General features: G+C 72.6%; 21 protein-coding genes and 1 pseudogene. 10 read left to right on the forward strand and 12 right to left on the reverse strand.

Going from position 1 to position 24,297, the window contains the following annotated elements; translation table 11 throughout:
• Positions 1-61: 61 nt before the first annotated feature.
• Together ACGFZF_RS11880 and ACGFZF_RS11885 are read left to right on the forward strand one after the other, a co-directional pair.
• Complete coding sequence (locus ACGFZF_RS11880) at positions 62-433, forward strand: hypothetical protein (RefSeq protein ID WP_393553482.1); 372 nt, start codon at positions 62-64, stop codon at positions 431-433.
• Complete coding sequence (locus tag ACGFZF_RS11885; protein ID WP_393553484.1) at positions 430-1,317, forward strand: hypothetical protein; 888 nt, start codon at positions 430-432, stop codon at positions 1,315-1,317. The genes ACGFZF_RS11880 and ACGFZF_RS11885 overlap by 4 nt, the downstream gene beginning before the upstream one ends.
• 24 nt (positions 1,318-1,341) lie before the next feature.
• Here ACGFZF_RS11885 and ACGFZF_RS11890 read toward each other — a convergent pair whose 3' ends face one another.
• Positions 1,342-2,112 (reverse strand): MerR family transcriptional regulator, encoded by a 771-nt coding sequence (locus tag ACGFZF_RS11890; RefSeq protein WP_393553486.1) that lies wholly within the window; start codon positions 2,110-2,112, stop codon positions 1,342-1,344.
• Positions 2,113-2,222: 110 nt separating this feature from the next.
• Here ACGFZF_RS11890 and ACGFZF_RS11895 point away from each other — a divergent pair.
• Both ACGFZF_RS11895 and ACGFZF_RS11900 read left to right on the forward strand, forming a co-directional pair.
• Positions 2,223-2,375, forward strand: a pseudogene (locus ACGFZF_RS11895) (Appr-1-p processing protein); the annotation flags it as partial.
• Positions 2,376-2,540: 165 nt separating this feature from the next.
• Positions 2,541-3,005: a hypothetical protein gene (locus tag ACGFZF_RS11900; RefSeq protein ID WP_393553488.1), complete on the forward strand. Its 465-nt coding sequence runs from the start codon at positions 2,541-2,543 to the stop codon at positions 3,003-3,005.
• Positions 3,006-3,074: 69 nt separating this feature from the next.
• On the opposite strand, the gene ACGFZF_RS11905 is transcribed toward ACGFZF_RS11900, so the two are convergent.
• The 3 genes from ACGFZF_RS11905 to sph form a co-directional block, all read right to left on the reverse strand.
• Entirely contained in the window at positions 3,075-3,467 is a 393-nt protein-coding gene (locus ACGFZF_RS11905) for a hypothetical protein (RefSeq protein WP_393553490.1), read from the reverse strand.
• Positions 3,468-3,743: 276 nt separating this feature from the next.
• Positions 3,744-4,670 (reverse strand): MurR/RpiR family transcriptional regulator, encoded by a 927-nt coding sequence (locus ACGFZF_RS11910; protein ID WP_393553492.1) that lies wholly within the window; start codon positions 4,668-4,670, stop codon positions 3,744-3,746.
• Positions 4,671-4,843: 173 nt separating this feature from the next.
• Positions 4,844-5,881, reverse strand: coding sequence for a sphingomyelin phosphodiesterase (sph, locus tag ACGFZF_RS11915; protein WP_393553744.1), 1,038 nt, complete (start codon positions 5,879-5,881; stop codon positions 4,844-4,846).
• A gap of 125 nt (positions 5,882-6,006) precedes the next feature.
• Between sph and ACGFZF_RS11920 the strand changes: the two genes are divergently transcribed.
• Entirely contained in the window at positions 6,007-6,495 is a 489-nt protein-coding gene (locus ACGFZF_RS11920; RefSeq protein ID WP_393553494.1) for a hypothetical protein, read from the forward strand.
• A gap of 125 nt (positions 6,496-6,620) precedes the next feature.
• Positions 6,621-7,493, forward strand: a complete 873-nt coding sequence (locus ACGFZF_RS11925) for an oxygenase MpaB family protein (RefSeq protein WP_393553496.1) — start codon at positions 6,621-6,623, stop codon at positions 7,491-7,493.
• Here the strand turns inward: ACGFZF_RS11925 and ACGFZF_RS11930 are convergent.
• The 7 genes from ACGFZF_RS11930 to ACGFZF_RS11960 form a co-directional block, all read right to left on the reverse strand.
• Entirely contained in the window at positions 7,465-8,832 is a 1,368-nt protein-coding gene (locus tag ACGFZF_RS11930; protein WP_393553498.1) for a GH1 family beta-glucosidase, read from the reverse strand. The genes ACGFZF_RS11925 and ACGFZF_RS11930 overlap by 29 nt on opposite strands.
• Before the next feature lie 40 nt (positions 8,833-8,872).
• Complete coding sequence (locus tag ACGFZF_RS11935; RefSeq protein ID WP_384866325.1) at positions 8,873-9,712, reverse strand: carbohydrate ABC transporter permease; 840 nt, start codon at positions 9,710-9,712, stop codon at positions 8,873-8,875.
• Positions 9,709-10,674, reverse strand: a complete 966-nt coding sequence (locus ACGFZF_RS11940) for a carbohydrate ABC transporter permease (RefSeq protein WP_393553501.1) — start codon at positions 10,672-10,674, stop codon at positions 9,709-9,711. Before ACGFZF_RS11940 ends, ACGFZF_RS11935 begins: the two co-directional genes overlap by 4 nt.
• Positions 10,675-10,779: 105 nt before the next feature.
• The gene (locus tag ACGFZF_RS11945; RefSeq protein ID WP_393553503.1) at positions 10,780-12,084 is read right to left on the reverse strand and encodes an ABC transporter substrate-binding protein; all 1,305 of its coding nucleotides are present in this window, start codon (positions 12,082-12,084) and stop codon (positions 10,780-10,782) included.
• 251 nt (positions 12,085-12,335) lie between these two features.
• A complete protein-coding gene (locus ACGFZF_RS11950) occupies positions 12,336-13,361 on the reverse strand; it encodes a LacI family DNA-binding transcriptional regulator (protein ID WP_393553505.1) in 1,026 nt (341 codons plus the stop codon).
• A gap of 1,306 nt (positions 13,362-14,667) precedes the next feature.
• Entirely contained in the window at positions 14,668-15,597 is a 930-nt protein-coding gene (locus ACGFZF_RS11955; protein WP_393553507.1) for a hypothetical protein, read from the reverse strand.
• Positions 15,598-15,797: 200 nt separating this feature from the next.
• Entirely contained in the window at positions 15,798-17,351 is a 1,554-nt protein-coding gene (locus tag ACGFZF_RS11960; protein WP_393553509.1) for a M1 family metallopeptidase, read from the reverse strand.
• A gap of 191 nt (positions 17,352-17,542) precedes the next feature.
• On the opposite strand from ACGFZF_RS11960, the gene ACGFZF_RS11965 reads away from it, so the two are divergent.
• From ACGFZF_RS11965 to ACGFZF_RS11980, 4 genes are all read left to right on the forward strand, one after another.
• Complete coding sequence (locus tag ACGFZF_RS11965) at positions 17,543-19,540, forward strand: Xaa-Pro dipeptidyl-peptidase (RefSeq protein ID WP_393553511.1); 1,998 nt, start codon at positions 17,543-17,545, stop codon at positions 19,538-19,540.
• Complete coding sequence (locus ACGFZF_RS11970; RefSeq protein WP_393553513.1) at positions 19,537-20,835, forward strand: M14 family metallocarboxypeptidase; 1,299 nt, start codon at positions 19,537-19,539, stop codon at positions 20,833-20,835. Before ACGFZF_RS11965 ends, ACGFZF_RS11970 begins: the two co-directional genes overlap by 4 nt.
• 217 nt (positions 20,836-21,052) lie before the next feature.
• Positions 21,053-22,717, forward strand: coding sequence for a BCCT family transporter (locus ACGFZF_RS11975; RefSeq protein ID WP_393553515.1), 1,665 nt, complete (start codon positions 21,053-21,055; stop codon positions 22,715-22,717).
• A 77-nt stretch (positions 22,718-22,794) separates the two neighbouring features.
• The gene (locus ACGFZF_RS11980) at positions 22,795-23,097 is read left to right on the forward strand and encodes a hypothetical protein (protein ID WP_393553517.1); all 303 of its coding nucleotides are present in this window, start codon (positions 22,795-22,797) and stop codon (positions 23,095-23,097) included.
• A gap of 90 nt (positions 23,098-23,187) precedes the next feature.
• Here ACGFZF_RS11980 and ACGFZF_RS11985 read toward each other — a convergent pair whose 3' ends face one another.
• A complete protein-coding gene (locus ACGFZF_RS11985; RefSeq protein ID WP_393553519.1) occupies positions 23,188-24,153 on the reverse strand; it encodes an FAD-dependent oxidoreductase in 966 nt (321 codons plus the stop codon).
• Positions 24,154-24,297: the final 144 nt, after the last annotated feature.

Here is a 24,297-nt window from a genome sequence, read left to right on the forward strand (position 1 = left end):
GCGTGGGTCCGGGCGACCCGGAGGACGGCCGCCTATGCTCGCGGACGATCAAGGAGGTCGGATGCGCGAGAAGACCGTCCGTCGGCTGCGGGCCACCCTGTTCGTCACCCTCGGCCTGTGCGGCGCCGCCGCGCTGGCCGCGTGCGGCTCCGATTCGCCCGATCCGGGGGACGGCCCCTCGCCCTCCGAGACGGTCTCCGGGCCGTCGCAGGAGTCGTCCCCGCCGGCGTACACGCCGCCGCCCGGGGCGTCGACGCCCGCCGGGCGGCGGAGCTCGGGCGGCGGCGAGCCGTCGGTGCCCCCGCTGCCGTCCGGCCCGCCGAAGAGTCCCGGTGGCAACGGCCGCCCGACCTCGGCACCCAGCTTCACGAAGCCCGCGGAGAACCGGACGCCCCCGGACGGATCCGTGAACCCCGCACCAGACGGCACGTGACGCTGCCGCCCTCGGACGAGCCGGCGCGGGACCCGCGCCCGGAGCCGGAGCCGGGGCCGGCGCACGAGGGACCGGGCGACGACTCCGCGAGCCCCACCATGCTCCTCAAGCTGGTCATCGCCCAGGGGACCTTCATCGCCGGACTCCTCTTCTATCTGGGGGCGATGTACACCAGTTCGTACTACGGCTACTTCCACATCTCCCTCGGCACCCTCGACCTGGGCTTCGGCGAGCTCGCGACGCAGAGCCTGCATCTGCTGAAGCTGGAGGTGCTGGTGGCCGCCGGGCTGATCGTGCTCGCCGTGATCGCACCCTCGCTGCGGGCCCGGAGCCACCGGCAGGGGGCGCCGCGCGCCGGCGGGCGGGCCGAGGCGCTCGGGGCCCGCCTCTCCCTGCCGGTCGTGGCCCTCGGCGTCCTGCTGCTCGCGCTGTGGACGCAGATCCAGCCCTACGGCTGGACCGCCCCGTTCGTCATCGGCGCCGGGCTGCTGCTGACGCAGTGCCGCGACGCACACGGCCGCCGGCCGCACGGATTCCGGCGCCGGGCGCTCCCGGTCTTCGCCGCGGCGGTCTTCCTCTTCTGGGGCCTCACCCGGATCACGGTCGACACCGCCCAGCGCGACGCCAGTTCCCATGCCCGTCACGTCGTCGACTGGACCGGCGTGGTGGTGCTCAGCAGCCGGCCGCTGTCCCTCCCGGACGGCGAGGTCCGGAAGGAGCCGCTGCCGAGCGGCCTGCTCCACCCCTACCGGTACACCGGCCTGCGGCTCCTGCTCGAACGAGACGGTCGCTACTACGTCGTCCCGCTCGGCTGGACCCCCGAGACCGGAGCCATCTACGTCATCCGGGAGAGCGAGTCCATCTGGGTCGGTCTGACGCCCTGACCGGCCGCCCCCTCCCGCTGACGCTCAGGCGCCGGCTCCCGCCGTCCCGCCCTCCGCCGGCGTCCCCGCGCCGAACGCGGCCCGCAGCTCCTCCCGCAGCGACCGCTGGAACGCCGTCACCAGCGCCTGCACCACCATCGGCTGCATGTGCGCCGAGAGCGACTTCATGGCCGCCACGTGATCGGGGTCCGACTCCCGCTCCCGGTACGGGTTCCACACCTCCTCGCGGAACAGCCGGGAGAGCTCCTGCGCCGCCGCGCGGGCGTGTTCCAGCAGCACCGTGCGCGAGGCGAGGATCGTCTCGTGGGCGATGGGGACGTCGAGCAGCTCCACTCCCAGCCGCAGGAGCGTGCCGTCCAGCCGGAAGACCTCCGGATCCGGCCCCCGGTCGAGCACGCCCATCGCCGCGAGCCGGTCGATGTCCTCGTCGTCCAGGGCCCGGCCGGCCCGTCGTTCGAGCTCGCGGTGCGTGGTCTCCTCCGCCGACTCCGGCGCCCAGGAGGCCACGAGCGCGCGGTGGATGGCCAGATCCTGGGCGCTCAGATCGGGCGGGAGCTGCTCCAGGTACCGTTCGATCGCTGCCAGGGTCATGCCCTGGCGCTGGAGCTCCTCGATCAGAGCCAGGCGCGAGAGGTGTTCGGGGCCGTAGTGGCCGACCCGGCGCGGGCCGATCACGGGCGGCGGCAGCAGCCCGCGCGTCCCGTAGAACCGCACCGTGCGCACGGTGACGCCGGCCCGGGCGGCCAGCTCGTCGACGGTGAACGTCGGCGGCTGCTCCTCGGTCTCGGTGGCCATCTGAGGTGCCTCGTTTCCCGTGTGTCGCCCTTCGGTGCAACAGTATTGCTGTCTCACCGGCGTTGTAAAAGAGCCGCGGCGTTGTCGGTGGCGGGCCGTACGGTGACGGCATGACGGGGAACGAGCCGGCCATCACGTACGTACGGGGCGACGCGACCGCTCCGCAGGGGAAGGGCGTCAAGATCATCGCTCATGTCTGCAACGACCTGGGCGGCTGGGGGAAGGGTTTCGTCCTGGCGCTCTCGCGCCGCTGGGCCGAACCGCTGGTCACCGCCCGTCTGGTGGCGCGGGGGATCCCGGTCACGGTGTACGACCTCGACGCGTAGCGGACCGGCCGGGACGGCGGCGGACCCGGCGTGCGAGGTGGCGTGTACCTGACGCTAGAGTCACGTGCTTGTTCGAATCGGGGGTCAGGGGAGGGGTACGGCATGTACGCGGAACTCAGGGACACGGCAGCCGAGTTGGCCGGGCTTCTGTGGCGGGAGCACACCGTGTACCGCGAGCGGGGCGGCGGCGTGGTGATCCGGGGCGAGCACGTGGGCCGCTGGATCAGTCTGGCCCCCACCGGGGGGAAGGACCAGGCGCGGGTCCGGGCCGGGCGCCTGCTCGACGGCGGCACCACTGCTCCGGCCCGCTCGGAGGCGGTGGTCGACCTGTCCGCCGGGACGGGGGAGCTGGCCGCGGTCTGCCGCCGCCTCCTCGCGGACGTCACCGCCGCCGAGGCGGCCGCGGAACCGGTCGGTGCCGCCCGTCGTCCGGGCCGGCAGGCCCGAGCGGCCCGGCCGCCGAAGCCCGCGCGCGGCCGCCACACGGGCATCGGCTCCTGGGTGGTCCTGCTCTGCGTGGCCGGCGTCGTGGGCCTGTGGCTCTACAGCAACTTCGGAACCCACTGATCCACTCGCCGGGGGCGGGCCACGGTGGGTGCTCGTTGCCCCCGGAGCGCTTCCGTCGGGCCCGGTCCGTCAGACCCGGGCCCGCCGACGGGCGCCGTCGGTGCTCGCCTGGAGCGCCTCCGACACCAGGCGCACGCCCCGGGCGAGCCGGCTCAGCTGCTCCAGCTCGGCGGCGTACATCCTGATCGCGCACTCGATCGTCGGGTCGGCCACGCCCATCGGCGGCAGCTCCGCCCGGCAGGTCTGCATCGCCACCCGCACCGCTCGTATCTCGTGCTCTATCTGCAGCCGGGTGTGGCGGGCCAGCAGGACGGGATGGCGTGTCAGGGTGGCGTATCCGGCGTACCGGGCCGGCAGCAGCTCGCGCAGCCAGCGGACGGCGGTGCTCTCCCAGTTGTGGCTGACCGGGGTCAGGACCGAGTACGGCCAGTCGTCGCTGATCTGTGTGCGGTGATGGGACATCGTTGTCGCCTTCGGAAGGGGCCTGTTCACAGGGGTGCGGCGGCTCCGGCCCAGGGGTTGGCCGGAGCCGCCGCGGTGGGGACCCGCGCGAACGCGGAGTGCCCCGGGGGAACAGCCAGGGGTCGCGAGGAGGAGGGGGCGACCCGTTCGGTGTTCTGTCCGAGCCCTCGGGGGCACACGTAGTAAATATATATACCGTCGAGTATGCAAGGGCATGAAAAAATTCATGCGCCCCGGGGGTATGAAAACACCGGTCCCTTCCGACTCGGGACCGGCTCAGTCCTCCAGGAAGAAGTCGTACTGCTCCGAGGCCTGCTCGTACTTCTCCAGCCGGGCCTGGGTGCGTTCGGGATCGGCGTCCGCCATCGCCTGGAGGATCGCCGCGGACAGCACCCCCGGCGCCGCGTACGAGTCGAAGACGAGCCGTGAGCCGGTGCCCGCCGTGAAGGCCACGTCGGCCTCGTGGGCCAGCGGTCCGAGCGCCAGGTCCGTGATCATGGCGACGCGCAGCCCGGTGCTGCGGGCCGCCCGCACGGCGGCCAGGGTCTCGTTGGCGTGCCGGGGCATCGCGAAGGCCAGCACCCACGTGCCGCCCGCCTCGCGCGACTGGAGCAGCGCGTCGTAGGCGACGCTGCCGCCGCGGGTCACCACCCGGACGTCGGGGTGGATGCGCCGGGCCGCGTAGGCGAAGTACTCGGCGAGCGAGACCGAGATCCGCAGGCCGAGCACGGTGAGCGGGACGGACCGGGCCAGCTCGCCGCCGATCTCCAGGATCCGGTCGGCGTCCGCGAGGGTGCGGCGCAGCGACGCCAGGTTCTCGATCTCGTGGTCGACCGCCTCCTGGAGCTCGTTGCGGCGCTGCTTCTCCCGGCCCTCGGGCGCTCCGGCGACGGCGCTGAGCGCGATGGGCTGGAGGGCCTCGCGGAGCGCGGGGTACCCGCTGAATCCGAGGGAGGAAGCGAATCGGGTCACGGACGGCTGGCTCACCCCCACCCGTTCCGCGAGCTCCGTGATCGACAGGAAGGCGGCCTCGGTGAGGTGGTCGATCAGGAACTGGGCGATCCGCCGTTGTCCGGGGGAGAGGCGGTGGCCGCCGAAGAGCGCGCGGACCCGGTCGACGGGAGTCGCCTCCGCCGTCTCCGGGGAGCGTTTGCCGGGGGTGATCGCCGCGGCCTGTGCGCGCGCCTGCTGCCCTGATGGCACGGGGTGCCTCCCTGTTCGTCCCACTGCGGCCCAATCTAGTTCACCCAGGGTCGCCACCGGGTGCGGTCGTCGGGCGGAGGGGCGGCCGGACGGGCCGGGGAGGCCGGCGGCGCGCCCCGCCGGGGCTCCGGGCGACGGGTGTCGCCCGGAGCCCCGGCGGGAGGCCGCTCCGGTCAGCCGGCCGGGTAGGCCGTGACCGGGTAGTGGTCGGAAAGGTTCGTGTAGGTGTACCGGGTGCCCCAGCTGGACACCGTCCAGGGCGCGCTCTGCTCCTGGATCACGTTGTTCGTCCAGCCGGCCGGCCGGGCGTGGCCGGCGCGGTGCAGTACGTAGTCGAGGTCCTCGCGCGGGTCGTCGGGGTAGCGCTCCGAGGCGATCGAGTTCTGCGCGGTGTCGAAGGAGTACGGGTGCCCGGTGCGCGCGTCCGCGCCGGCGAGACCGGCGTCGGCGAGCATCGTGCCGTATTCCGGCGTCCGCGAGTCGACGTTGAAGTCCCCGGCGACCAGGACCTGTTCGCCCGCCGGGATGTTCTTGGCGTCCAGGAAGGCGTCCATGGCCCTGAACTGGCGGCTGCGCATCTGGGCCGCCTCGCCCGCCGAGCAGCCCGGGTCGGTGGACTGCGCGTGGGTGCCGACGACGTGGACCCGCGTGCCGCCGACGTCGAGGACCGTGTAGACGAAGCCCTTGTTCGAGTACCAGTCGGCGCCGCAGGCGTCCTTGTAGACGTACTGCTCCTTGCGGACGATCGGCCACTTGCTGAGGATCGTCACGCCGCCGTCCTCCGGCGTCGTTGCGGAGTAGGAGCCACCGGTGGCGTCCCAGCCGCTCTTGCTGCGGCCCATGACCGGGGTCTGGTAGGGGTACTGGCCGGCGGCGTTCGCCTTGAGGGCGTCCGAGGACGAGTTGTCGAAGGCCTCCTGGAGCACGACGACGTCGTTGCCGCGGAAGAAGGAGGCGGCGGGGATCTCCTTGGCCCGGTGGTCCTGTCCCCAGTTCGGGTAGAGGGTCTTGCTGAAGAGGAAGGCGTTGTACGTGAGTACCTTCAGGCCCGGGGTCCCCTCGGCCGGGGCGGCCGAGGCGCCGGGCGCGGTCGCGGCCAGGGTGGCGGCGGCGAGCGCCAGTGAGAGAGCGACGCCGGGAATACGGCGGAGCGCGACAAGCTGCACAGGAACTCCCAAGTGAGGGTGGGGGGTTGAACCGGCGCGCCACATCAAAGCAGCCGTAGTTACCTTTCGGTAGCCATTCGGTGCCGGGAATCTTGCGTGCTCCGCACAAGCGCGCCAACTGTCGACGGGGTGCTCGAATTGTCGGAATCCGAACCAGGTATCATGCGCGCATGACCCTCGCGCAGAATTCGACGATCTTCGACATGGACCTCGGTCCGCTCAACCCCGTGACGGCCGAGCTGATCCTCGGCCTCGTGGTGTTCGGCATCACCTTCCTCATCCTGGCCAAGGGGATCCTGCCGAAGATCAACCGCACCCTCGCCGAGCGCGAGGACGCCATCGCCGGCGGCACCGAGCGCGCCGACGACCTGCGTGCCGAGGCCACGCAGATCCGTGCGCAGTACGAGGCGGAGCTCGCCGAGGCCCGCCACGAGGCCGCCCGCATCCGCTCCCGCGCCACCGAGGAGGGTGCCGCCGCCATCGCCGCCGCGCGCGCCGAGGGCGTCCGCGAGCGCGAGGCCATCCTCGCCGAGGGTGCCGCCCGTATCGCCGCCGAGCGTTCCGCCGCCGAGCGCGAGCTCAACGCCGACGTCGACGCCTGGGCCCGCGCCCTGGCCGGCCGCATCGTCGGCGAGCCGGTCGGCGCCGACCGCGCCTGACGCCCACCGCGAGGACGGGGCCGCCGCCCCGGGGTCACACCCCGGGCGGCGGCCCCGAGCCATGTGCGGCCTTTGCCCGATACCGCCGGCCGGAGCAGGCTGGGAAGCATGAGGAGCGTGCCCGCGTGACCCGCCCGAAGAACCCCGCACCGCCCCCGCCCGGCGGCGTGCTGTGGAGCATCGCCGGCGACGTCCGCGGACTGCTCATGCTCCCCGCGGCCCTCACCCTGCAGGTCGCGCACCCCGCCGTCGGCGCCGGCGTCGACGAGCACTCCGTCTTCCGCACCGACCCCTGGGGCCGCGGCGAGCGCTCCCTGCGCTCGGTCCAGCTCTGGGTGTACGGGGGCGAGGCCGCGGCCGAGGAGGGCCGCCGGCTCCGGGAACTCCACAAGACCATCCGCGGCACCGACGCCCACGGCCGCCGGTACCACGCCCTCACCCCCGCGAACTACGCCTGGGTCCACGCCACCGGCTACCCCGTCTACCGGCAAGGCCTGCGCTACCTCGCCCGCCCGCTCACCGAGGCCCAGGACCGGCAGCTCTACGCCGAGTGGCTCCAGGTCGGCCGGATCCTCGGCATCCACGACCGGGACATGCCGCAGACGATCGAGGAGTTCTGGCCCTACTGGCGCAAGATGCTCGCCGACGAGCTGGAGGCCACGATCGTCGTACGGGAACTGGTCGCCACCGACCAGCCCGTACCGCCGCCCGACCGCGGCCCGCTGCCCGTGCGGCTGCTCCTGGCGGCCCTGTGGCCGGTGCTCCTGCCGCCACTCGCCCGTTTCCGCGCCTTCGTCACCGTCGGCCTGATGCCACCGGACGCCCGCGAGGCCCTGGGCCTGCCGTGGACCGACGCCCAGGAACGCCGGCTGCGCCGCTTCGCCCGGGTCGTACGAGCCGTGGTGCCCGTGCTCCCCGAGCGGCTGCGCTACCTCCCGGCGGCCCGCGAGGCGCGCCGCCGGGCCCGGCTCACCGGAGCAGTCCGCCGCGCCCGATGACCTCCGCGTACCAGCGCGCGCTGTCCTTCGGCGTACGGCGCTGGCTCGCGAAGTCCACGTGGACGATCCCGAAGCGCTTGCCGTACCCGTACGCCCACTCGAAGTTGTCCAGCAGCGACCAGAGGAAGTAGCCGCGCACGTCCGCGCCGTCGGCGATCGCCCGGTGCACGGCCGCCAGATGGGCGTCCAGGTACTCCACCCGCTCGGGGTCGTGGACCGCGCCCTCCGGGTCGGCGTAGTCGTCGTAGGCGGCGCCGTTCTCGGTGATCAGCAACGGCACCCCGGGCAGCTCGTCCCGCAGCCGGACCAGCAGTTCGTGCAGACCGCTCGCGTCGACCGGCCAGTCCATCGCCGTCCGGGGCCCCGGCGCGGGCAGGAAACGCACCCGCTCCGGCGCGCCCGGCCACGGCGAGGGCGACTCCGACGTGCCGGCGGCGACGACGGCCGGGGAGTAGTAGTTGATGCCGAGCGAGTCGATCGGGGTGGAGATCGCCGCCAGGTCGCCGTCGCGCACGAAGGACCAGTCCGTGAGGTGCGCCGTGTCCGCCACCAGGTCGGCCGGCAGTCGGCCGTGGAAGACCGGGTCGAGGAAGATCCGGTTGCCCACGGCGTCGATCCGCCGCGCCGCGTCCACGTCCTCCGGGGCGTCCGTGAGCGGCCGGGCCACGTGCAGGTTCAGGGTCAGCGACAGCTCCGCGGCGGCCGGCAGGGTGTCCCGCAGGACCCGGGCCGCCAGACCGTGCGCCAGGTTGAGGTGGTGCGCGGCGCGCAGCGCGGCCCGGTCGTCGGTGCGGCCCGGCGCGTGCACACCGGAGCCGTACCCCAGGAAGGCCGCGCACCAGGGCTCGTTGAGCGTCGTCCAGGTGTCGATCCGGTCGCCGAGTGCCTCGGCGGCGAGCCCGGCGTACTCGGCGAACCGCTCGGCCGTCGCCCGTTCCGGCCAGCCGCCCGCGTCCTCCAGCTCCTGCGGCAGGTCCCAGTGGTACAGGGTGACGACCGGCCGGATCCCGGCCTCCAGCAGCTCGTCGGCGAGGGCACGGTAGAAGTCCAGACCCTTCTGGACGGCCGGTCCCCGACCCGTCGGCTGGATCCGCGGCCAGGCCAGCGAGAAGCGGTAGTCGGTCAGGCCCACCGCCTTCATCAGCGCCACGTCCTCGCGCACCCGGTGGTAGTGGTCGGCCGCGATGTCCCCGGTGTCGCCGTTGCGGACCTTGCCCGGCAGCCGGCTGAAGGTGTCCCAGATGGAGGGGGTACGGCCGTCCTCGGCCGCCGCGCCCTCGATCTGGTACGCGGCGGTGGCCGAGCCCCAGCGGAAACCGGCAGGGAAGAGAGCGTTCATGAGGAAGGAACTCCCGTGAGGAGAAAGGAGGGAATGGGGGTCAGCCCTTGACGGCGCCCTGCATGATGCCGCCGACGATCTGCCGGCCGAGCAGGCCGAAGACGAGCAGCACGGGGAGCGTGCCGAGCAGGGTGCCCGCCATGATCACGGACTGGTCGTGGACGTAGCCGCCGCCGAGCTGGCGCAGCGCGACCTGCACGGTCGGCTCCTGCGAGGACAGGGCGACGACGGGCCAGAAGAAGTCGTTCCAGGCCGCCATGAAGGTGAGCAGACCGAGCACGGCCATCCCCGGCCGTGCGATGGGCACCACGATCGACCAGAAGATCCGGGCGGAGGACGCCCCGTCCACCCGGGCCGCCTCGATCAGTTCGTCGGGCAGCGCCTGCACCAGGAACTGGCGCATGAAGAAGACGCCGAACGCCGACACGAGGCCCGGCAGGATCACGGACTGCAGCTGGTTCACCCAGCCCAGCTCGGCGATCAGCATGAAGAGCGGGATCACGCCGAGCTGCGGCGGGATCATCATCGTGCCGACCGTGAGCGCGAGCAGCGCGCCCCGGCCGCGGAAGCGGAGTTTGGCGAACGCGAAGCCGGCCAGGGTGCAGCACAGCACCGTGCCCACGGTGATGGAGCCCGAGACGATCAGCGAGTTGAGGAGCGCCTTCCCGATGTCCGCCTCCTCCAGCACCGCCTCGAAGTTGCGGAACAGGTTCGGCCCCGGCAGCAGCGTCGGCGGGACCTGGGCCAGCTCCGCGTTCGACCGGCTGGCGGCGACGATCGTCCAGTAGAAGGGGAAGGCGGAGACGAGGACGGCCAGGACGAGGATCGCGTAGGTGATCCTCCCGCCGTGGCCCGTACGGGCGGCGCGCGCGGTCTTCACCGGGCCCCCTTGCGTGAACGTCGGCGCACGATCAGGGCGTTGGCCCCGACCAGCAGCAGGATGAGCAGGAACATCAGCCAGGCGATCGCGGCGGCCCGGCCCAGATGGAAGAAGCCCCAGCCCTGCTCGTACAGGTAGAGCCCGAGGGTCTGGTACTGGTGCGAGATGCCGCCCGAGACCGATCCCTCGAAGAGCAGCGGCTCGCCGAACAGCTGGGTCGCGCCGATCGTCGAGACGACGGTGGTGAACACGATCGTCGGGCGCAGCCCGGGCAGCGTGACGTGGAAGAACTGGCGCAGGCGGGAGGCGCCGTCCATCTCGGCGGCCTCGTAGAGCTCGCCGGGGATGGACTGCATGCCCGCGAGATAGATCAGCGCGTTGTAGCCGGTCCAGCGCCAGACGACGATCGAGGAGACGGCGACCTGTGAGGCGAACGTGTCGTTCTGCCAGTCGACCGGGTCGACGCCGACCAGCGAGAGGGCGTAGTTGACCAGGCCGAAGTCCCGCCCGAAGAGCTGTGCGAAGACCAGCGTGGCGGCGGCCACCGAGGTGGCGTACGGCAGCAGCATCGCCGTGCGGAAGAAGGTGCGGCCGCGCAGCTTGTAGTGCAGCAGGTGGGCCAGGCCGAGGGCCATCGCGAGCTGCGGGACGGTGGACAGCACCCCGATGGTGAAGGTGTTGCGCAGCGCGGTCCAGAAGAACTCGTCGGTCAACAGCGCCGTGTAGTTGCCGAACCCGCGCCACTCCATGTCACCGGGCGTCTGGAGCTCGACCCGGTAGAGCGAGACGAAGGCCGTGTACAGCAGCGGGAACAGGCCGAAGGCGGCGAACAGCGTGAAGAACGGGGCGACGTAGGCGTACGGGGCGAGGTCGGGCCATCGGCGGCGTGCCGGGCGGCCGGTGGTCCGGGGCGGCGACGGCGGGACGGGCGCCGTCGTCGCCCCGGAGGCGGTGAGGGTCACGGTGCGGCCCTTCGATCGGTCGGGGGAGGAGAGGTGGGTCGGGCGGTGCGGGGCCGGGACGGGGAGGGGTGGACCCGCTTCCGCCGTCCCGGCCTCCGGCCGCGGTCAGCCGATCGCGTTGTCCACGCCCTTCTGGGCGTTCGACCACGCCTTCTCCGGGCTGACGCCCTTGCGCTCCACCTCGCTCAGCGCGTTGGTGATCTGGTCGGCGACGTTCTTGTCGTGGACGCCGAGCACCTGCACCGGGGCGGCCTTGGCGGCGTCGCCGAAGATCTGGCCGATGGGCGCGCCCGAGAAGTAGGGGTCCGTCGCCGTCGAGACCTCGGCGATGGCGCCGGTGGAGGACGGGAAGTTGCCCTGCTTCTTGAAGAGCGCGGCCTGCTGGGCGGGGGCGGTGAGCCACTGGATCAGCTCGTACGCCTCCTTCTTGTGCTTCGCCGCGCGGGGGACGGCCAGGAAGGAGCCGCCCCAGTTGCCGGCGCCACCGGGCAGGGCGGCGATGTCCCACTTGCCCTTGCCTGCGTCACCGGCCTGGCCCTTGATGTAGCCGAGCATCCACGCGGGGCAGGGCAGCGTGGCGAAGGAACCGGCGGAGAACGCCTGGTTCCACTGCGGCGACCACTGGTCGAGCTTGGCGCTCAGGCCGTCCTTCGCCGCCCCGGTCGCGGTCTCCCAGGCTGTCTTCACGGCCGGGTTGTCGGCGTAGATCAGCTTGCCGGAGGCGTCGTAGTACCGCTCCTTCTGCTGCCCCACCATGACGGTGTAGAGGCTGCCGACGCTGTCCAGCCAGGCGCTCTTCGCCGGGGCCTTGGCCCGGTACTGCTTGCCGAGCGCCAGGTAGCCGTCCCACGTGGACCACTTCTGCGCCAGCTCCGCGCGGTCGGTCGGCAGACCGGCCTGCTTGAACAGGTCGCTGCGGTAGCACATGGCCTCGGGGCCGACGTCGGTGCCCAGACCGAGGACCTTGCCGTCCTTGGTGGTCGCTGCGGACCAGGTGGCGCCGGCGAACTCGCCCTGGAGCTTGTCGGCGCCGTACTTCTTCAGGTCCTCGAACTTGTCGGCCTGCTGCTGGGTGACGGAGGCGATCCGGCCCACCTCGATGCCCTGGACGTCGGCGAGTCCGCCGCCGCCGGCCAGCCGGGTCTGCAGCGACTTCCAGTAGTCCTGCTCGTCCTCGGTGTCGGTCTGCTTGATCGTGACGTTGGGGTGCGCCTTCTCGTACGCGGCGTAGAGTCCGGCCTCCTTGTAGCCGAACGAGCCGAACAGGTCGACGGTGATCGTCACCTTGCCGCCCGCGTCGTCGGAGGCGCTGTCGGATCCCCCGGATCCGCAGGCGGCGAGGAGCGCCCCGGTGAGGACGACCGCACCGAGTCGGAATGCGGCCCTGCTGGCGGCTCGGGCAGTGGGCATGGGAAGCCTCCCTTGGCTTCGGGGTCCGTCGAGAGCGCCCGGAGAGCGTTCTGAGAGCGCTCTCAGGAATGCGTCAGGAGCGTGCCTCCCCGGCGTGGTTCCCGTCAAGAGTCGAACGCGTAACAGCTCGATGTACCCGGGCGGTTCGGCCCGGGATTCACCCTTCTTACGCGGAGTCGCGGCTCCTGGGCGACGTGGCGGAGGTGCGGTTCCCGTAGGAGCCACCCCCCCCGCGGGCGCGGGGGGGGCTCCTACGCGGTGGCGCGGCGGATCAGCTCGGTCGGCGTGATCACCGGAGCGGCCGCCTCGCCGTCGAGCGTGCGCATGAGCAGCCGGACCATGAGCCGGCCCATGCCCTCGATGTCCTGGTGCACCGTCGTGAGGGCCGGATCGGTCCCCTCGACCACCGAGAGCATGTCGTCGAAGCCGACCAGCGCCACGTCCTCGGGCACCCGCCGGCCCTGTTCGCGCAGCACCCGCAGCGCGCCCGCGGCCATCAGGTCGTTGGCGGCGAACACCGCGTCCAGGTCGGGCCGGCGCAGCAGCAGCGTGGCCATCGCCCGCGCGCCGCTCTCCTCCGTGAAGGCCCCGTCGGCCACCAGTGCCGGGTCGCCGTCGGGCAGTTCGTCCCGGTAGCCGTCGAGCCGGTCCATGGCCGAGGTCTGGTCGAGGGGACCGGTGATGTGGGCGATGCGGCGGCGGCCCAGCGAGCGCAGGTGCTCCACCGCACTGCGCGCGCCGCCGCGGTTGTCGCAGTCCACGTACGCGACCGCCGGCTCGTCCGCGGGACCGGTCCACCCCGGCCGCCCGCCGTAGACCGCCGGGACCTGGGCGCGCCGCACGATCGCGGGCAGGTCGTCGTCGTTGTGCAGCGAGAAGGCGAGCGCCCCGTCGACGTGGCCGCCGCCCAGATAGCGCGCGATCCGGTCGTGGTCGCCCGGTCCCTCGACCCAGAGGAGCACCAACTGGGCGTCGTGCGCCGTGAGTTCACGGCTGATGCCCCGCACCTGCTGCTCGAAGAACGGGTCCGAGAAGATCCGGAACTCGGGCTCGGCGATGATCACGGCCACGGCTCCGTTGCGCCGGGTCACCAGGCTGCGGGCGGCGTGGTTGGGGATGTAGCCGAGCTCCTCGACGGCCTTCCGGACCTTCTCCACGAGCGGCGCGCGGACCCCCGCCCCGCCGTTGACGACGCGGGAGACCGTCGCCCGGGAGACCCCCGCGCGCGCGGCGACGGCTTCCAGGGTGGGGCGCGTCCCGGACGTCGATTCGCTCACGGTGGCTCCTCACGGGCACAAGGCAGGACGGTGCTGACAGGGATGAGCGTAACGGGTGACCGGCGTGCGCAGGGCACCCGGCGAAAGCGCTCTCAAGGAGGGGTGCGCGCCGCTCCGCACCGGTGGCCCCATCGATGCTCCGCCTGCTGGTGGGATGGCTGGTTCCGCCGTGGTGGCGACGGGGCAGGGGGCTTGCCCGTGCGGGTCCCTTTGGGGTCTTGGGGCGGGCCGGTCTTGGTTTGCTTCTGGTGGTTGGCCGCCCTCTCTCCGAGTGTGGCGGGTTGCGGCGTCGCTTCAAGGGCGCTCCTCGTTCCTCGTCGCGTCGGCTTCGCCGATTTCGCTTCGCTCCACCCTTGACCCGTCGCCTTCACCCGCCTTTTCACACTCGGAGGGCGGCCCGGGGAGGGGGTCCAGGCGGGGGCCGGTGGGGCGCGCAGCGCCGTCGGCCCGCGTCGGGTCCGGGGGTGGTTCAGCGCATTCATTGAATGGGGCAGTCGGGCACGGCTTAGCGGATGCGACTCGATTCCTGGCTGGGATTCATGCCCCGCTGGTCATTCTCCGGTGGTGGGTGAAGCCGAATCCGAGAGCCCTTGGGATGGTTGCCGACCCGGGCGGGACTCTCCACCCGGCCCGGTCCATCCCGACAGGGGGAGCCATCCCGACGACGCTAGCGCGTACATTACTCGCGGTAACCGGGCGGGATATGGGACTTAACGGGCCATATCGGACTCTCGGGAGGCTTAATGTACGCCGTAGCGTCATTGCACGGTCGAATACCGACGGGCGATGGGATTGGTGGGACGGATGCGATCCGCACGGCCCGCCGCCCCGCGCGGCCCATGCCCCTGGCCCGTCCTGGCAATGCTGGCTGCGGATTCGGCTTCACCACCACCGGAGAATGACCAGCGGGGCATGAATCCCCGCCAAGACACGACGGATTGCCGCTAAGCCGCGCCGGGTCACCCCATTCAATGGCTGCGCTGAACCACCGCGAAAGCCTTCGGCCGCCTACGGCGCCCGAGAGGCACCGGACCCCGGAGCGGATGCCCCTTCCCCGGGCCGCCCTCCGAGTGTGAAAAGGCAGCCGGGACCGGGCGGTCAAGGGTGGGCGCAGCCCATCGCGCAGCGACGCGACGAAGGAGCGCCCTTGAGGGCACGGTCCCGGCTGCCACACTCGGAGAGAGGGCGGCCAACCACCAGAAGCCAACGGGGACCGCCCAGCCCCCAGCCCCCAGCCCCCAGCCCCCAGCCCCCAGCCCCAAGCCCCAAGCCCCAGCGCCCAGGGACCCGCACCCTCCGCCCCCCCTCAGCCCCCCAAGACGTCCACGTCCGGCAGATCCCGGTGCCGGTGGTGGGCCGCGGCGATCTCCGCGAGCGCGGGGCGGTCGAGCTCCCGGTAGGCGACGGCGAGGAGTTCGCGGGCGTACTCCTCGCGCTCCGGCACGCCGTACGAGGCCCAGTGCAGGTCCCGGCCGAGCACCAGGGCCTCCGCCGGGTCGCCGGCCGCGGCCCGGCGCAGCGCCTCGGCGTGCGCGGCCCGCAGGGCTGCCGGATCGTCGAACAGCTCGTCCATGAACGTCTCGAACCGGTGGGGGTCGGCCGCCGGATGCGGTGGACGGCCGTGCGCCGTCTCCCCGGAGACCAGGGCGCCCGCCTCGTCCAGGGTCGTCACCCGCGCGGTGTCCACAGACGGCCGGCGGTACTCGTACGCCTGGGCGTAGGCGAGCCCCGTCTCGGTGCGCTCCCCGGTCTCGTGACGGGTCAGCGCGGTGCGCAGTCCCGCCAGCGCGGCGAGCCGTGCCTCCGCCTCCGGGTCGCCGTCCGCCACGTAGTCCGCGAGGTCCCGGTGCGCGCCCTCGACACGGGACCGCACGGCCTCCAGGGGCGTGGCGTGCCGCCGCTCGATGCCGCCGCCGTCGTGCGTCCAGTACGAGGCGACGCCGGCGCAGCGCCGGCCGTCGTCCGACCAGAGGCCGAAGTGGAGCCCGTCGGACCCGCCGTGCAGGAAGGTGAGGAACTCCGGCGGATCCCGGTAGTACCGCCCGTGCGCGCGGATGTCGACACCCTCACGCGGCCGGGCGCCGGGGTCCCTGAACAGGTCGCTCACTCCGCACGGAGTGATGTCCAGGTCGCGGAGGGCCCGCCGTTCGACGTCGCCGAGACCGTCGAGGAAGTCCAGGAAGAGGAGGAACGAGTCCGGCAGCTCGAGCCCCCACTCCGCCTCGACCCGTCGCACGGCGGCCTCCCGTACGTCCCGATCGCCGAATCGCTCCCGGGTCTTCACACCACCGCCCTCGTCGGTCTCGCGTTCGGTGGAAACCCTAGGTCAGGTCGCCCGGACAGCGCTCCGGGGGTGTCCGGACCGCGCGCGCCCCGCCCCCGCCCTCGTGGGGCGACGGCGGGGCGCGCGGCGATCCCGGCCCTTCGCAACACCCCCTAGCGCCCGGAGTGCTCCTCGTGCGTGTGGATCGTGTTCGTCTCCGCGATCTTCTTCCACGACCGGGGCTGCACCGGCTTCGGTGCCGCCGCGGCGGACCGCCCGTTCGTCCGCGCGTCCGCGTCCGCGGCCTCCCGCGTCGCTCCGGCGCCGGTCGCGGCGGGGGCGGCCGGCTTCACCGGCTGGTACAGCCAGGTGTCGAAGAGCGCCGCGAGCGGCCGGCCCGAGATCCGCTCCGCGTACGCCACGAAGTCCGCGACCTCGGCGTTGCCGTAGGCGAACTCCGTCGGCCAGCCCTTGAGCACGGCGAAGAAGTCCTCGTCACCGATCTCGTTGCGCAGCGCCTGCAGCGCCAGCGCCCCGCGGTCGTAGACGGCGATGTGGAACTGGTTGTCCGGGCCCGGATCGCCGGGCTTGACCGTCCAGAAGGGGTCCTCGGCGGACCGGGTCGCGTAGACGTAGTCCGCCAACTCCTGGGCGGTGCCCTCGCCCTCCTTCTCCGACCACAGCCACTGGCTGTACCGGGCGAAGCCCTCGTTGACCCAGATGTCCTTCCAGTTGTCGACCGAGACGCTGTCGCCGTACCACTGGTGGGCCAGCTCGTGCACGACCACCGACACGTTCGAGCCGTTCGCGAACTGCCGCGGGCTGTAGAACGGCCGCGTCTGGGTCTCCAGCGCGTAGCCGCTCGTCACGTTCGGCACGTAGCCGCCGAGCGCGTTGAAGGGGTACGGCCCGAAGACCCCTTCCAGCCACTCCGCGACCTCGGCCGTCCGCTCGACGCTGGCTCGCGCCGCGCCCGCGTTGTCGCCGAGGTCGCGGCTGTAGGCGTTGAGCACGGGCAGCCCGCCCGCCGTCTTGTCGGTCGTGATGTCGAACTTGCCGACGGCGAGAGTGGCCAGATACGTCGCCTGCGGCTTGTTGGAGCGCCAGTTGTACCGGGTCCAGCCGAGCTTGGAGGACTGCGACTGCAGCACGCCGTTGCTGATGGCCTGCGTGCCGTCCGGCACCGCGACCGAGACGTCGAACGTGGCCTTGTCCAGGGGGTGGTCGTTGGACGGGAACCACCAGGCCGCCGAGTCGGGCTCCTGGGCCGCGACACCGCCGTCGGGCGTGCGGTGCCAGGCGGTCCAGCCGCCGATCTTCACCTCGGAGGGCTTGCCCGCGTAGCGCACGACGACCGAGATCGTGCGGTTCTTCTCCAGGGGCGCGGCGGGAGTGATCTCCAGCTCCTGCTCGCCGGAGGTGGTGAACGCCGCCTTCTTCCCGTTCACCCGCACCTCGCTGACCTTCAGTCCGAGGTCGAGGTTGAAGCGGGAGAGGTTCTGCCGGGTGGTGGCGAGGATCGTCGCCGTGCCCTCCAGGACGTCCGTGGCGGGCTGGTAGGTCAGGCGCAGGTCGTAGTGGGAGACGTCGTAGCCCCCGTTCCCACTGGCCGGGTAGTAGGAGTCGCCGATGCCCGGGGCGCCTGGAACGTAGTCGGCCGCGGATGCCGGGATCGCCAGCAGCAGCGAGGCCGCGAGGGCACTCGGAACGATGATTCTGCGGTGCACAGGAGCTCCAAACGTGACGAAGCGTAAGACGCGCGGGTGGTCGTCGGTCCTTAGCGACAGTAATCAGACCCCCGACGCGCCGTCCTGTCCACAGGACCTCCCGTCACACGATCGCCATTCGGCCGACATGAACCCTCCTGTCCTCGACTGCACTCTTTTGCTCAGGAGTTGACCGGGGTACGTTCCGCCCCATGCCGATACGTGTGCGGAGAACCCGTCGGAACCGTTCGTCGTGCAGAACCCTGGTCGTGGCCACCGCGGCCGCCCTGATGGCCCTGCTCGTCCCGGCCGCCGGCGCCCGTGCGGGCACCCCCGCACGGGAGTCGCAGCCCGTGTACTCCTACGGCGACGCGATCCGCGAGTCGGTGTGGGTCGACACCGGACTCGACGGCGACGGGGACGGCCGGGCGGACCGGGTCGCCGTCGACATCGTCCGCCCCCGGGAGACCGCCGCGGCCGGCCGGCGGATCCCGGTCGTGATGGACGCCAGCCCGTACTACTCCTGCTGCGGACGAGGCAACGAAGGCCAGAAGAAGACCTACGACGCCGCCGGGAATCCCGTCCAGTTCCCGCTCTTCTACGACAACTGGTTCGTCCCGCGCGGCTACGCCGTCGTCGCCGTCGACCTCGCCGGCACCAACCGCTCCGACGGCTGCGACGACGTCGGCGGCCGCTCCGACATCCAGTCCGCCAAGGCGGTCGTCGACTGGCTGAACGGCCGCGCCCGCGGCTACACCACCCGCACCGGCGACACCCGTTCCCGCGCCACCGCCTGGTCCACCGGCAAGGTCGGGATGATCGGCAAGAGCTGGGACGGCACCATCGCCAACGGAGTCGCCGCCACCGGCGTCGAGGGCCTGGAGACGATCGTCCCGATCGGCGCGATCTCCTCCTGGTACGACTACTTCCACTCCCAGGGCGCCCCGCTGTACGACGCGAACCCCAGCTGGCTCTCCGACTACGTGGGCAGCGCCGAGGCCAAGGGCCGTTGCGCTGCCGTCCAGGAGCGCATCACCGCCGGGACGCCGTACAGCGGCGACCGGACCCCCGCGTGGAGCGAACGCGACTACGTCCCGGACGCGTCGAAGGTGCGGGCCAGCGTCTTCGTCGTGCACGGCCAGCAGGACCTCAACGTCCGGGCCGACCAGTTCGGCCGGTGGTGGGACGCCCTCGCCGCCCACGGCGTGGAGCGCAAGATCTGGCTCTCGCAGACCGGCCACGTCGACCCCTTCGACTTCCGGCGCGCCGACTGGGTGCGCACCCTCCACCGCTGGTTCGACCACTACCTCCTCGGCTACGACAACGGCATCGACCGTGAGCCGATGGCCGACATCGAGCGCGCCCCGGACCGCTGGAGCACCGACCGCGTCTGGCCGCCGCGGGCCACCGCGACCACCACCCTGCGCCCCGGCCCCGGCGCCGCACCCGGTGTCGGCACCCTCGGCCGCACCGCGGCCGCGCCGGGCAGCACGGCGACCTTCACCGACGACCCGGGACTCGGCGAGACCGACTGGGCCGCGCGGATCGACACCCCCACCCCGTCCAAGGCCGGTTTCGTCACCCGCCCGCTCAGCCGCGACCTGCGGCTGTCCGGCTCGTCGAGGGTCACCGTCACCGCCACCCCGACGACGGAGACCGCGCATCTGACGGCCGTCCTCGTCGACCTCGGCCCCGACACGATCCGGGACTACGCGGCGGCCGGCGAGGGCATCACCACGCTCACCGAACGCAGCTGCTGGGGCGCGAGCACGAGCGGGGACAGCGCCTGCTTCAAGGAGACCCGGGCGCGGACGGCGGACGTCGCCCACACCGTCGTCAGCCGCGGCTGGGCGGACCTCGGCACCTGGGCGGACCCCGGCAGGGGCCGCCTGCTGACCCCGGGACGGGCGTACACGATCACGCTGGAGCTGGCCTCGGCCGACCACGTCGTCCCCGCCGGGCACCGGCTCGCGCTGATCGTCGGCGGCACCGACAAGGACCTGCTCGACCCGCCCTCCACCACGCCGACGCTCACCCTCGACCTCGCCCGGACCACGGCGAGGCTGCCGCTGGTCGGCGGTGCCGGGGCCTTCGCCCGGGCCACGGACGCCGCCGTCCGCGTGATGCCGGTGCGGGGTGAAGCCCCGTCGGCCGGTCCGGCCGCCCCGCCCCGCGCGGGCCACCCGATCCCCGGAGGCGCCGCACGATGAACGGCCGGACCCGTCGCAGCATCGGCCTCGCCGTGACCGCCGCCGCGGTCGGCCTGCCCCTCGTCACCGTTCCCGCCGAGGCCGCCGGCGGAGCGGCCGCCGCCCCGCCGCCCCGGACCGGCTTCGAGGCGAGTCACGGCGGGACCTGGACGACCGAGGCGGAGGAGCGGGACTTCCTGGCTGCCGTCGACCGGGGCAGCGACCGGGTCTCGGTGCGCACCATCGGCACGACGAGCCAGGGCCGGCCGCTGCGGCTCGCCACGGTCGGCGCGCACCGTACCGGCCTGACCGTGCTCCTGGTCTGCAGCCAGCACGGTGACGAGCCGTCGGGCCGGGAGGCGTGCCTGACCACGGTGCGGGACCTGGCGTACGCGAAGGACCCGGCGACCCTCCGCTTCCTCGCCCGCACCACCGTCCTCGTCGTACCCACGGCGAACCCGGACGGCCGGGAGGCCGACACGCGGGGCAACGCCGACGGGATCGACGTCAACCGCGACCACCTCGCGCTGCGGTCGGCAGAGGGGCGGGCGCTGGCGGCCGTGATCCGCGACCGCCGCCCGGAGGTGATCCACGACCTCCACGAGTACGGCGCCACCTCCCCGTACTACGACCGGGACCTGCTCGCGCTCTGGCCGCGCAACCTCAACACCGACGCCCGGGTCCACGACGAGGCCCGCACGCTCGCGGAGTCGTACGTCCGGCCCGCCGCCGAGATCGCCGGCTTCGGCACCGGCGTCTACGGGATCTGGACCGATCCCCTGACCGGGCAGCCGATCCGGCAGGTCGCGGGCGACGGGCAGGAACGGATCCTGCGGAACACGGCCGGCGTCAAGCACTCGGTCGGCGTGCTCGTCGAGACCCGGGTCGACGCGCTGACGGACGCCGAGAAGGACGACGAGGCGCTCAACCGGCGCCGCCGGGTGGCTTCCCAACTCGCGGCGCTGAAGGGTTCCTTCGCGTTCACGGACGAACGGCGCGGGCCGATCGGGGCGGCCGCCGCGACGGCCCGGCACACCGGCTTCGCCGACCGCGGCCCGGTCCTCCTCGGCGGTGCCGACAACGACCCCGCCGAACCGGCCGAGGTGCTCCGGGACCCGCCCTGCGGCTACCGCCTCGACGGAGCCCAGTACGCCCGGTTCGGCGACGAGTTGGCCCTGCACGGCATCGTCGTCCGCCGGGACGGGGACGGCTGGTTCGTTCCGTCTCGGCAGTCGCAGCGGGCCCTGGTCCCGCTGCTGCTGGACGGCCGGGCCGTCTTCCGACTCACCACCGGTCAGGCGGTGGAGGTCTGTTGATCCGCTGACTTCGGCGTCACCTGTGGTACTGCATTACGGGGAGAATCCTTTTCGCCCCGTAATGCCGTGAAAGGTGCCACCTGTGTCGCAGGACAAGCAGAGACCGGACGGTCGCGGAGAAGGGGCCGACGGGGAAGGCCCGGGAGGCCGGGAGGCCGGAGGGTTCCGCAAGGGCGATCCGGCGCAGGGAGGCCGGGAGGGCCGGGACGGGCGCGCGGTGACGGCGGACCTCCCGGGCCTGCCCGCGCACCAGCACCGTGCCCGTACCGACCGGATCGTGTTCGGCGTCAGCGCCGTGCTGACCGTGGCGTTCGTCCTGTGGGGCGCCATCGCCACGGACAGCCTGGAGAGCGTCAGCAGCTCGCTGCTGGACGGGCTGATCCGCAACGGCGGCTGGGCGTTCATGCTGGCCGCCTCCGGCTTCGTCGTGTTCGCGCTCTGGCTGGCCATCAGCCGTTACGGCCGGATCACCCTGGGCCAGGAGGACGAGGGCCCGGAGTTCCGTACGGTGTCCTGGATCGCCATGATGTTCAGCGCCGGTATGGGCATCGGCCTGATGTTCTACGGTGTGAGCGAGCCGCTGGCCCACTACGGAACCCCGCCGCCCGGCACCCATCCGCTCGACTCGGCCGAGCGGATGGAGACCGCGATGGCCACCACCCTCTTCCACTGGACCCTCCATCCCTGGGCGATCTACGCCGTCGTGGGGCTCGCCATCGCGTACTCCACCTTCCGCAGGCGGCGCCGCCAGACCGTCAGCGCGGTCTTCGTCCCGCTGCTGGGGGAGCGGCTGGCGTACGGGGGGCTGGGCCGGTTCATCGACATCCTGGCCATCTTCGCCACCCTGTTCGGCTCGGCCGCCTCGCTGGGCCTCGGTGCGCTCCAGATCGGCAGCGGTTTCGAGGAGCTCGGGTGGATGGAGAAGGCGGGGACCGGTCTGCTCGTCGGCATCATCGCCGTCCTGACCGTCGCCTTCGTCCTGTCGGCCGTCTCCGGCGTGGAGAAGGGCATCCAGTGGCTCTCCAACATCAACATGGTGCTGGCCCTGCTGCTGGCCGTCTTCGTCTTCGTCGCCGGCCCGACCATCATCGTGCTGGACCTGCTGCCCACCTCGATCGCCGCCTACATCGGCGACCTGCCGCAGCTGGCCGGCCGCACCGAGGCGACCAGCGGCGAGATGATCCACGACTGGCTGGGGAGCTGGACCGTCTTCTACTGGGCGTGGTGGATCTCCTGGACGCCGTTCGTCGGCATGTTCATCGCCCGGATCAGCCGGGGCCGGACGATCCGTCAGTTCGTGGGCGGCGTGATCCTCGTGCCCAGCACGGTGAGCCTCGTCTGGTTCGCGATCTTCGGCGGTACCGCGATGAAGCTGAGCGAGCAGGGCGACCTGGCCGCCGAGAGCACGCCCGAGGGCCAGCTCTTCGGCGTCCTCCAGGAGTTCCCGCTCACCGGGGTGATGAGCCTGCTCGTGATGATCCTCGTCGGCATCTTCTTCGTCTCGGGCGCGGACGCCGCCTCGATCGTCATGGGCACGCTCTCGCAGCGCGGCACCTTCGAACCGGCCCGGCTCGTCGTCGTGTTCTGGGGTGTGGTGACCGGAGCGGTGGCCGCCATCATGCTGCTCATCGGCGACGGTCAGGGCGACGCACTGGCGGGCCTGCAGAATCTCACGATCCTGGCGGCGGCGCCGTTCGTCCTCGTGATGATCGGCATGTGCGTCGCTCTCATGCGGGATTTGCGCAGAGACCCGCTGATCGTGCGCGGCGAGGTCGGCGTGGAGGTCGTAGAACTCGCCGTCATCGCAGGTCACGAACAGTACGACGGAGACTTCGAGTTGCGCATCGGGCCTGGTGCCGGTACCTCGGACGGAGCGCCTTGATCGCGTTTGCTAAGGTTACCGACCGGTACTGACCATGCCTCGAACGGGCCTTCACGGCCCGGAAGTCGGAGTGCTCCATGATGTACGCGACGCCGCTGCGCCGCACCCTGACGGCCCTCACCGCGACCACGCTGCTGGCCGGGGGCCTGCTGCTCGGTCAGACGGTGACGGCGCCGACCGCGACCGCGGCCGGCAAGAAGATCGTCTGCAACGTCGACAAGATGCGCCAGGACTCCCACGCCCTGCGCGCGAAGGCGGACAAGCTCCAGCACCTCGGCGCCACCGCCGAGGCCCGCAAGGCCCGTGGCCAGGCGGACGCGCTCGACCGCCGGATCCGCAGCTGCATCGACGCGGACGACAACCACAAGCCCTGGAACTGACGTTCCTCGGTTCCTTCGGCCCGCCCCGCACGTCGGGGCGGGCCGGAGGTGTGTCCGGGCGCCGTCGAGCCGGGGCCCGGCGATCGGAGGTCAGACCGCTCGGCCGCAGGCCAGGTCCGCCGCCCTGCGGGCGCAGCCCCAGGCGACCGTCACCCCGGCGCCGCCGTGGCCGTAGTGGTGCACCAGGAGCGCGCCGTCCGGACGCCGTTCCGCCGTGATCCGAACCCCTCCCGACCGGGCGGGACGCAGTCCGACCCGGTGCCCCAGCACCCTGGCCTCCGCGATCTCGGGCCTGATCCGCGCGCATCGCTCGACGATCCGCGCCGCCGTCGCGGGATCCGCGTGGAGCCGCTCGTCCCCCTCCTGCGCCGTCCCGCCCAGGATCAGCCGCCCGGGCTGCGGGAAGAAGTAGGTCGTCTCGCTCGACTCCGCGTCCGCCGCCGTGAACCACTCGGTGATCCCGGGGTTCTCCACCAGCACCAACTGGCCGCGCACCGGCAGCAGTCGTCCGTCCGGTACGAGCTCCCGCGCGCCGAGCCCCGTGCAGTCCACCACCACCGGGGCCTCGGCGGCCGCCTCCTCGAAGGCCGCCACCGAGCGTCGTTCCCACAGTCCGCCGGCCTTCTCCAGGCGCCTTCGCAGCCAGGCGAGATGCACGGGCATGTCGACCAGTGGGAGCCGGGCGGCCAGCCCCACGTCGTACGGCCCCGGCACCTGATCAGGCGTCAACTGCCGTAGTCCGGTGACCTTCCCGGCCCACGCCCCGAGTCCGTCGAGCACCGTGTCCGCGTGCACCCCCGCCACCAGCCGTACGCCCGTCGACTCCGGATCGGCCGCGAGCTCCTCGTAGACCCGCAGCGAGGCCAGCGCCCAGTCGCCCGCGTCCGCGACCGGCTCGATCCGGTACGGCCACCACAGCGCCCCCGCCACGGCCGAGGTCGTCTCCCCGGCCGGATCCCGCGACCACACCCGCACCCGCCGGCCGCGCTCCGCCAGCGTCAGCGCCGTCGTCAGGCCCACGACCCCGCCGCCCACCACGATCACATCGCCGCTCATGCCCGGACGCTACCGGGGCCCGCGAGCGGGGACCATCCCGCCTCCGGGCCGGAGCCGGCCGCCCGCCCACCGGGTGCGCCGCCGCCCCACGCCCGGCCGGGACCCGCCCCGCCGGCCGGCCCGGGCCGTGCCTCCGGATGATCT

It is taken from the genome of Streptomyces sp. NPDC048338 (genome assembly GCF_043201055.1).
In the GTDB taxonomy this organism is placed as follows: Bacteria; Actinomycetota; Actinomycetes; order Streptomycetales; family Streptomycetaceae; genus Streptomyces.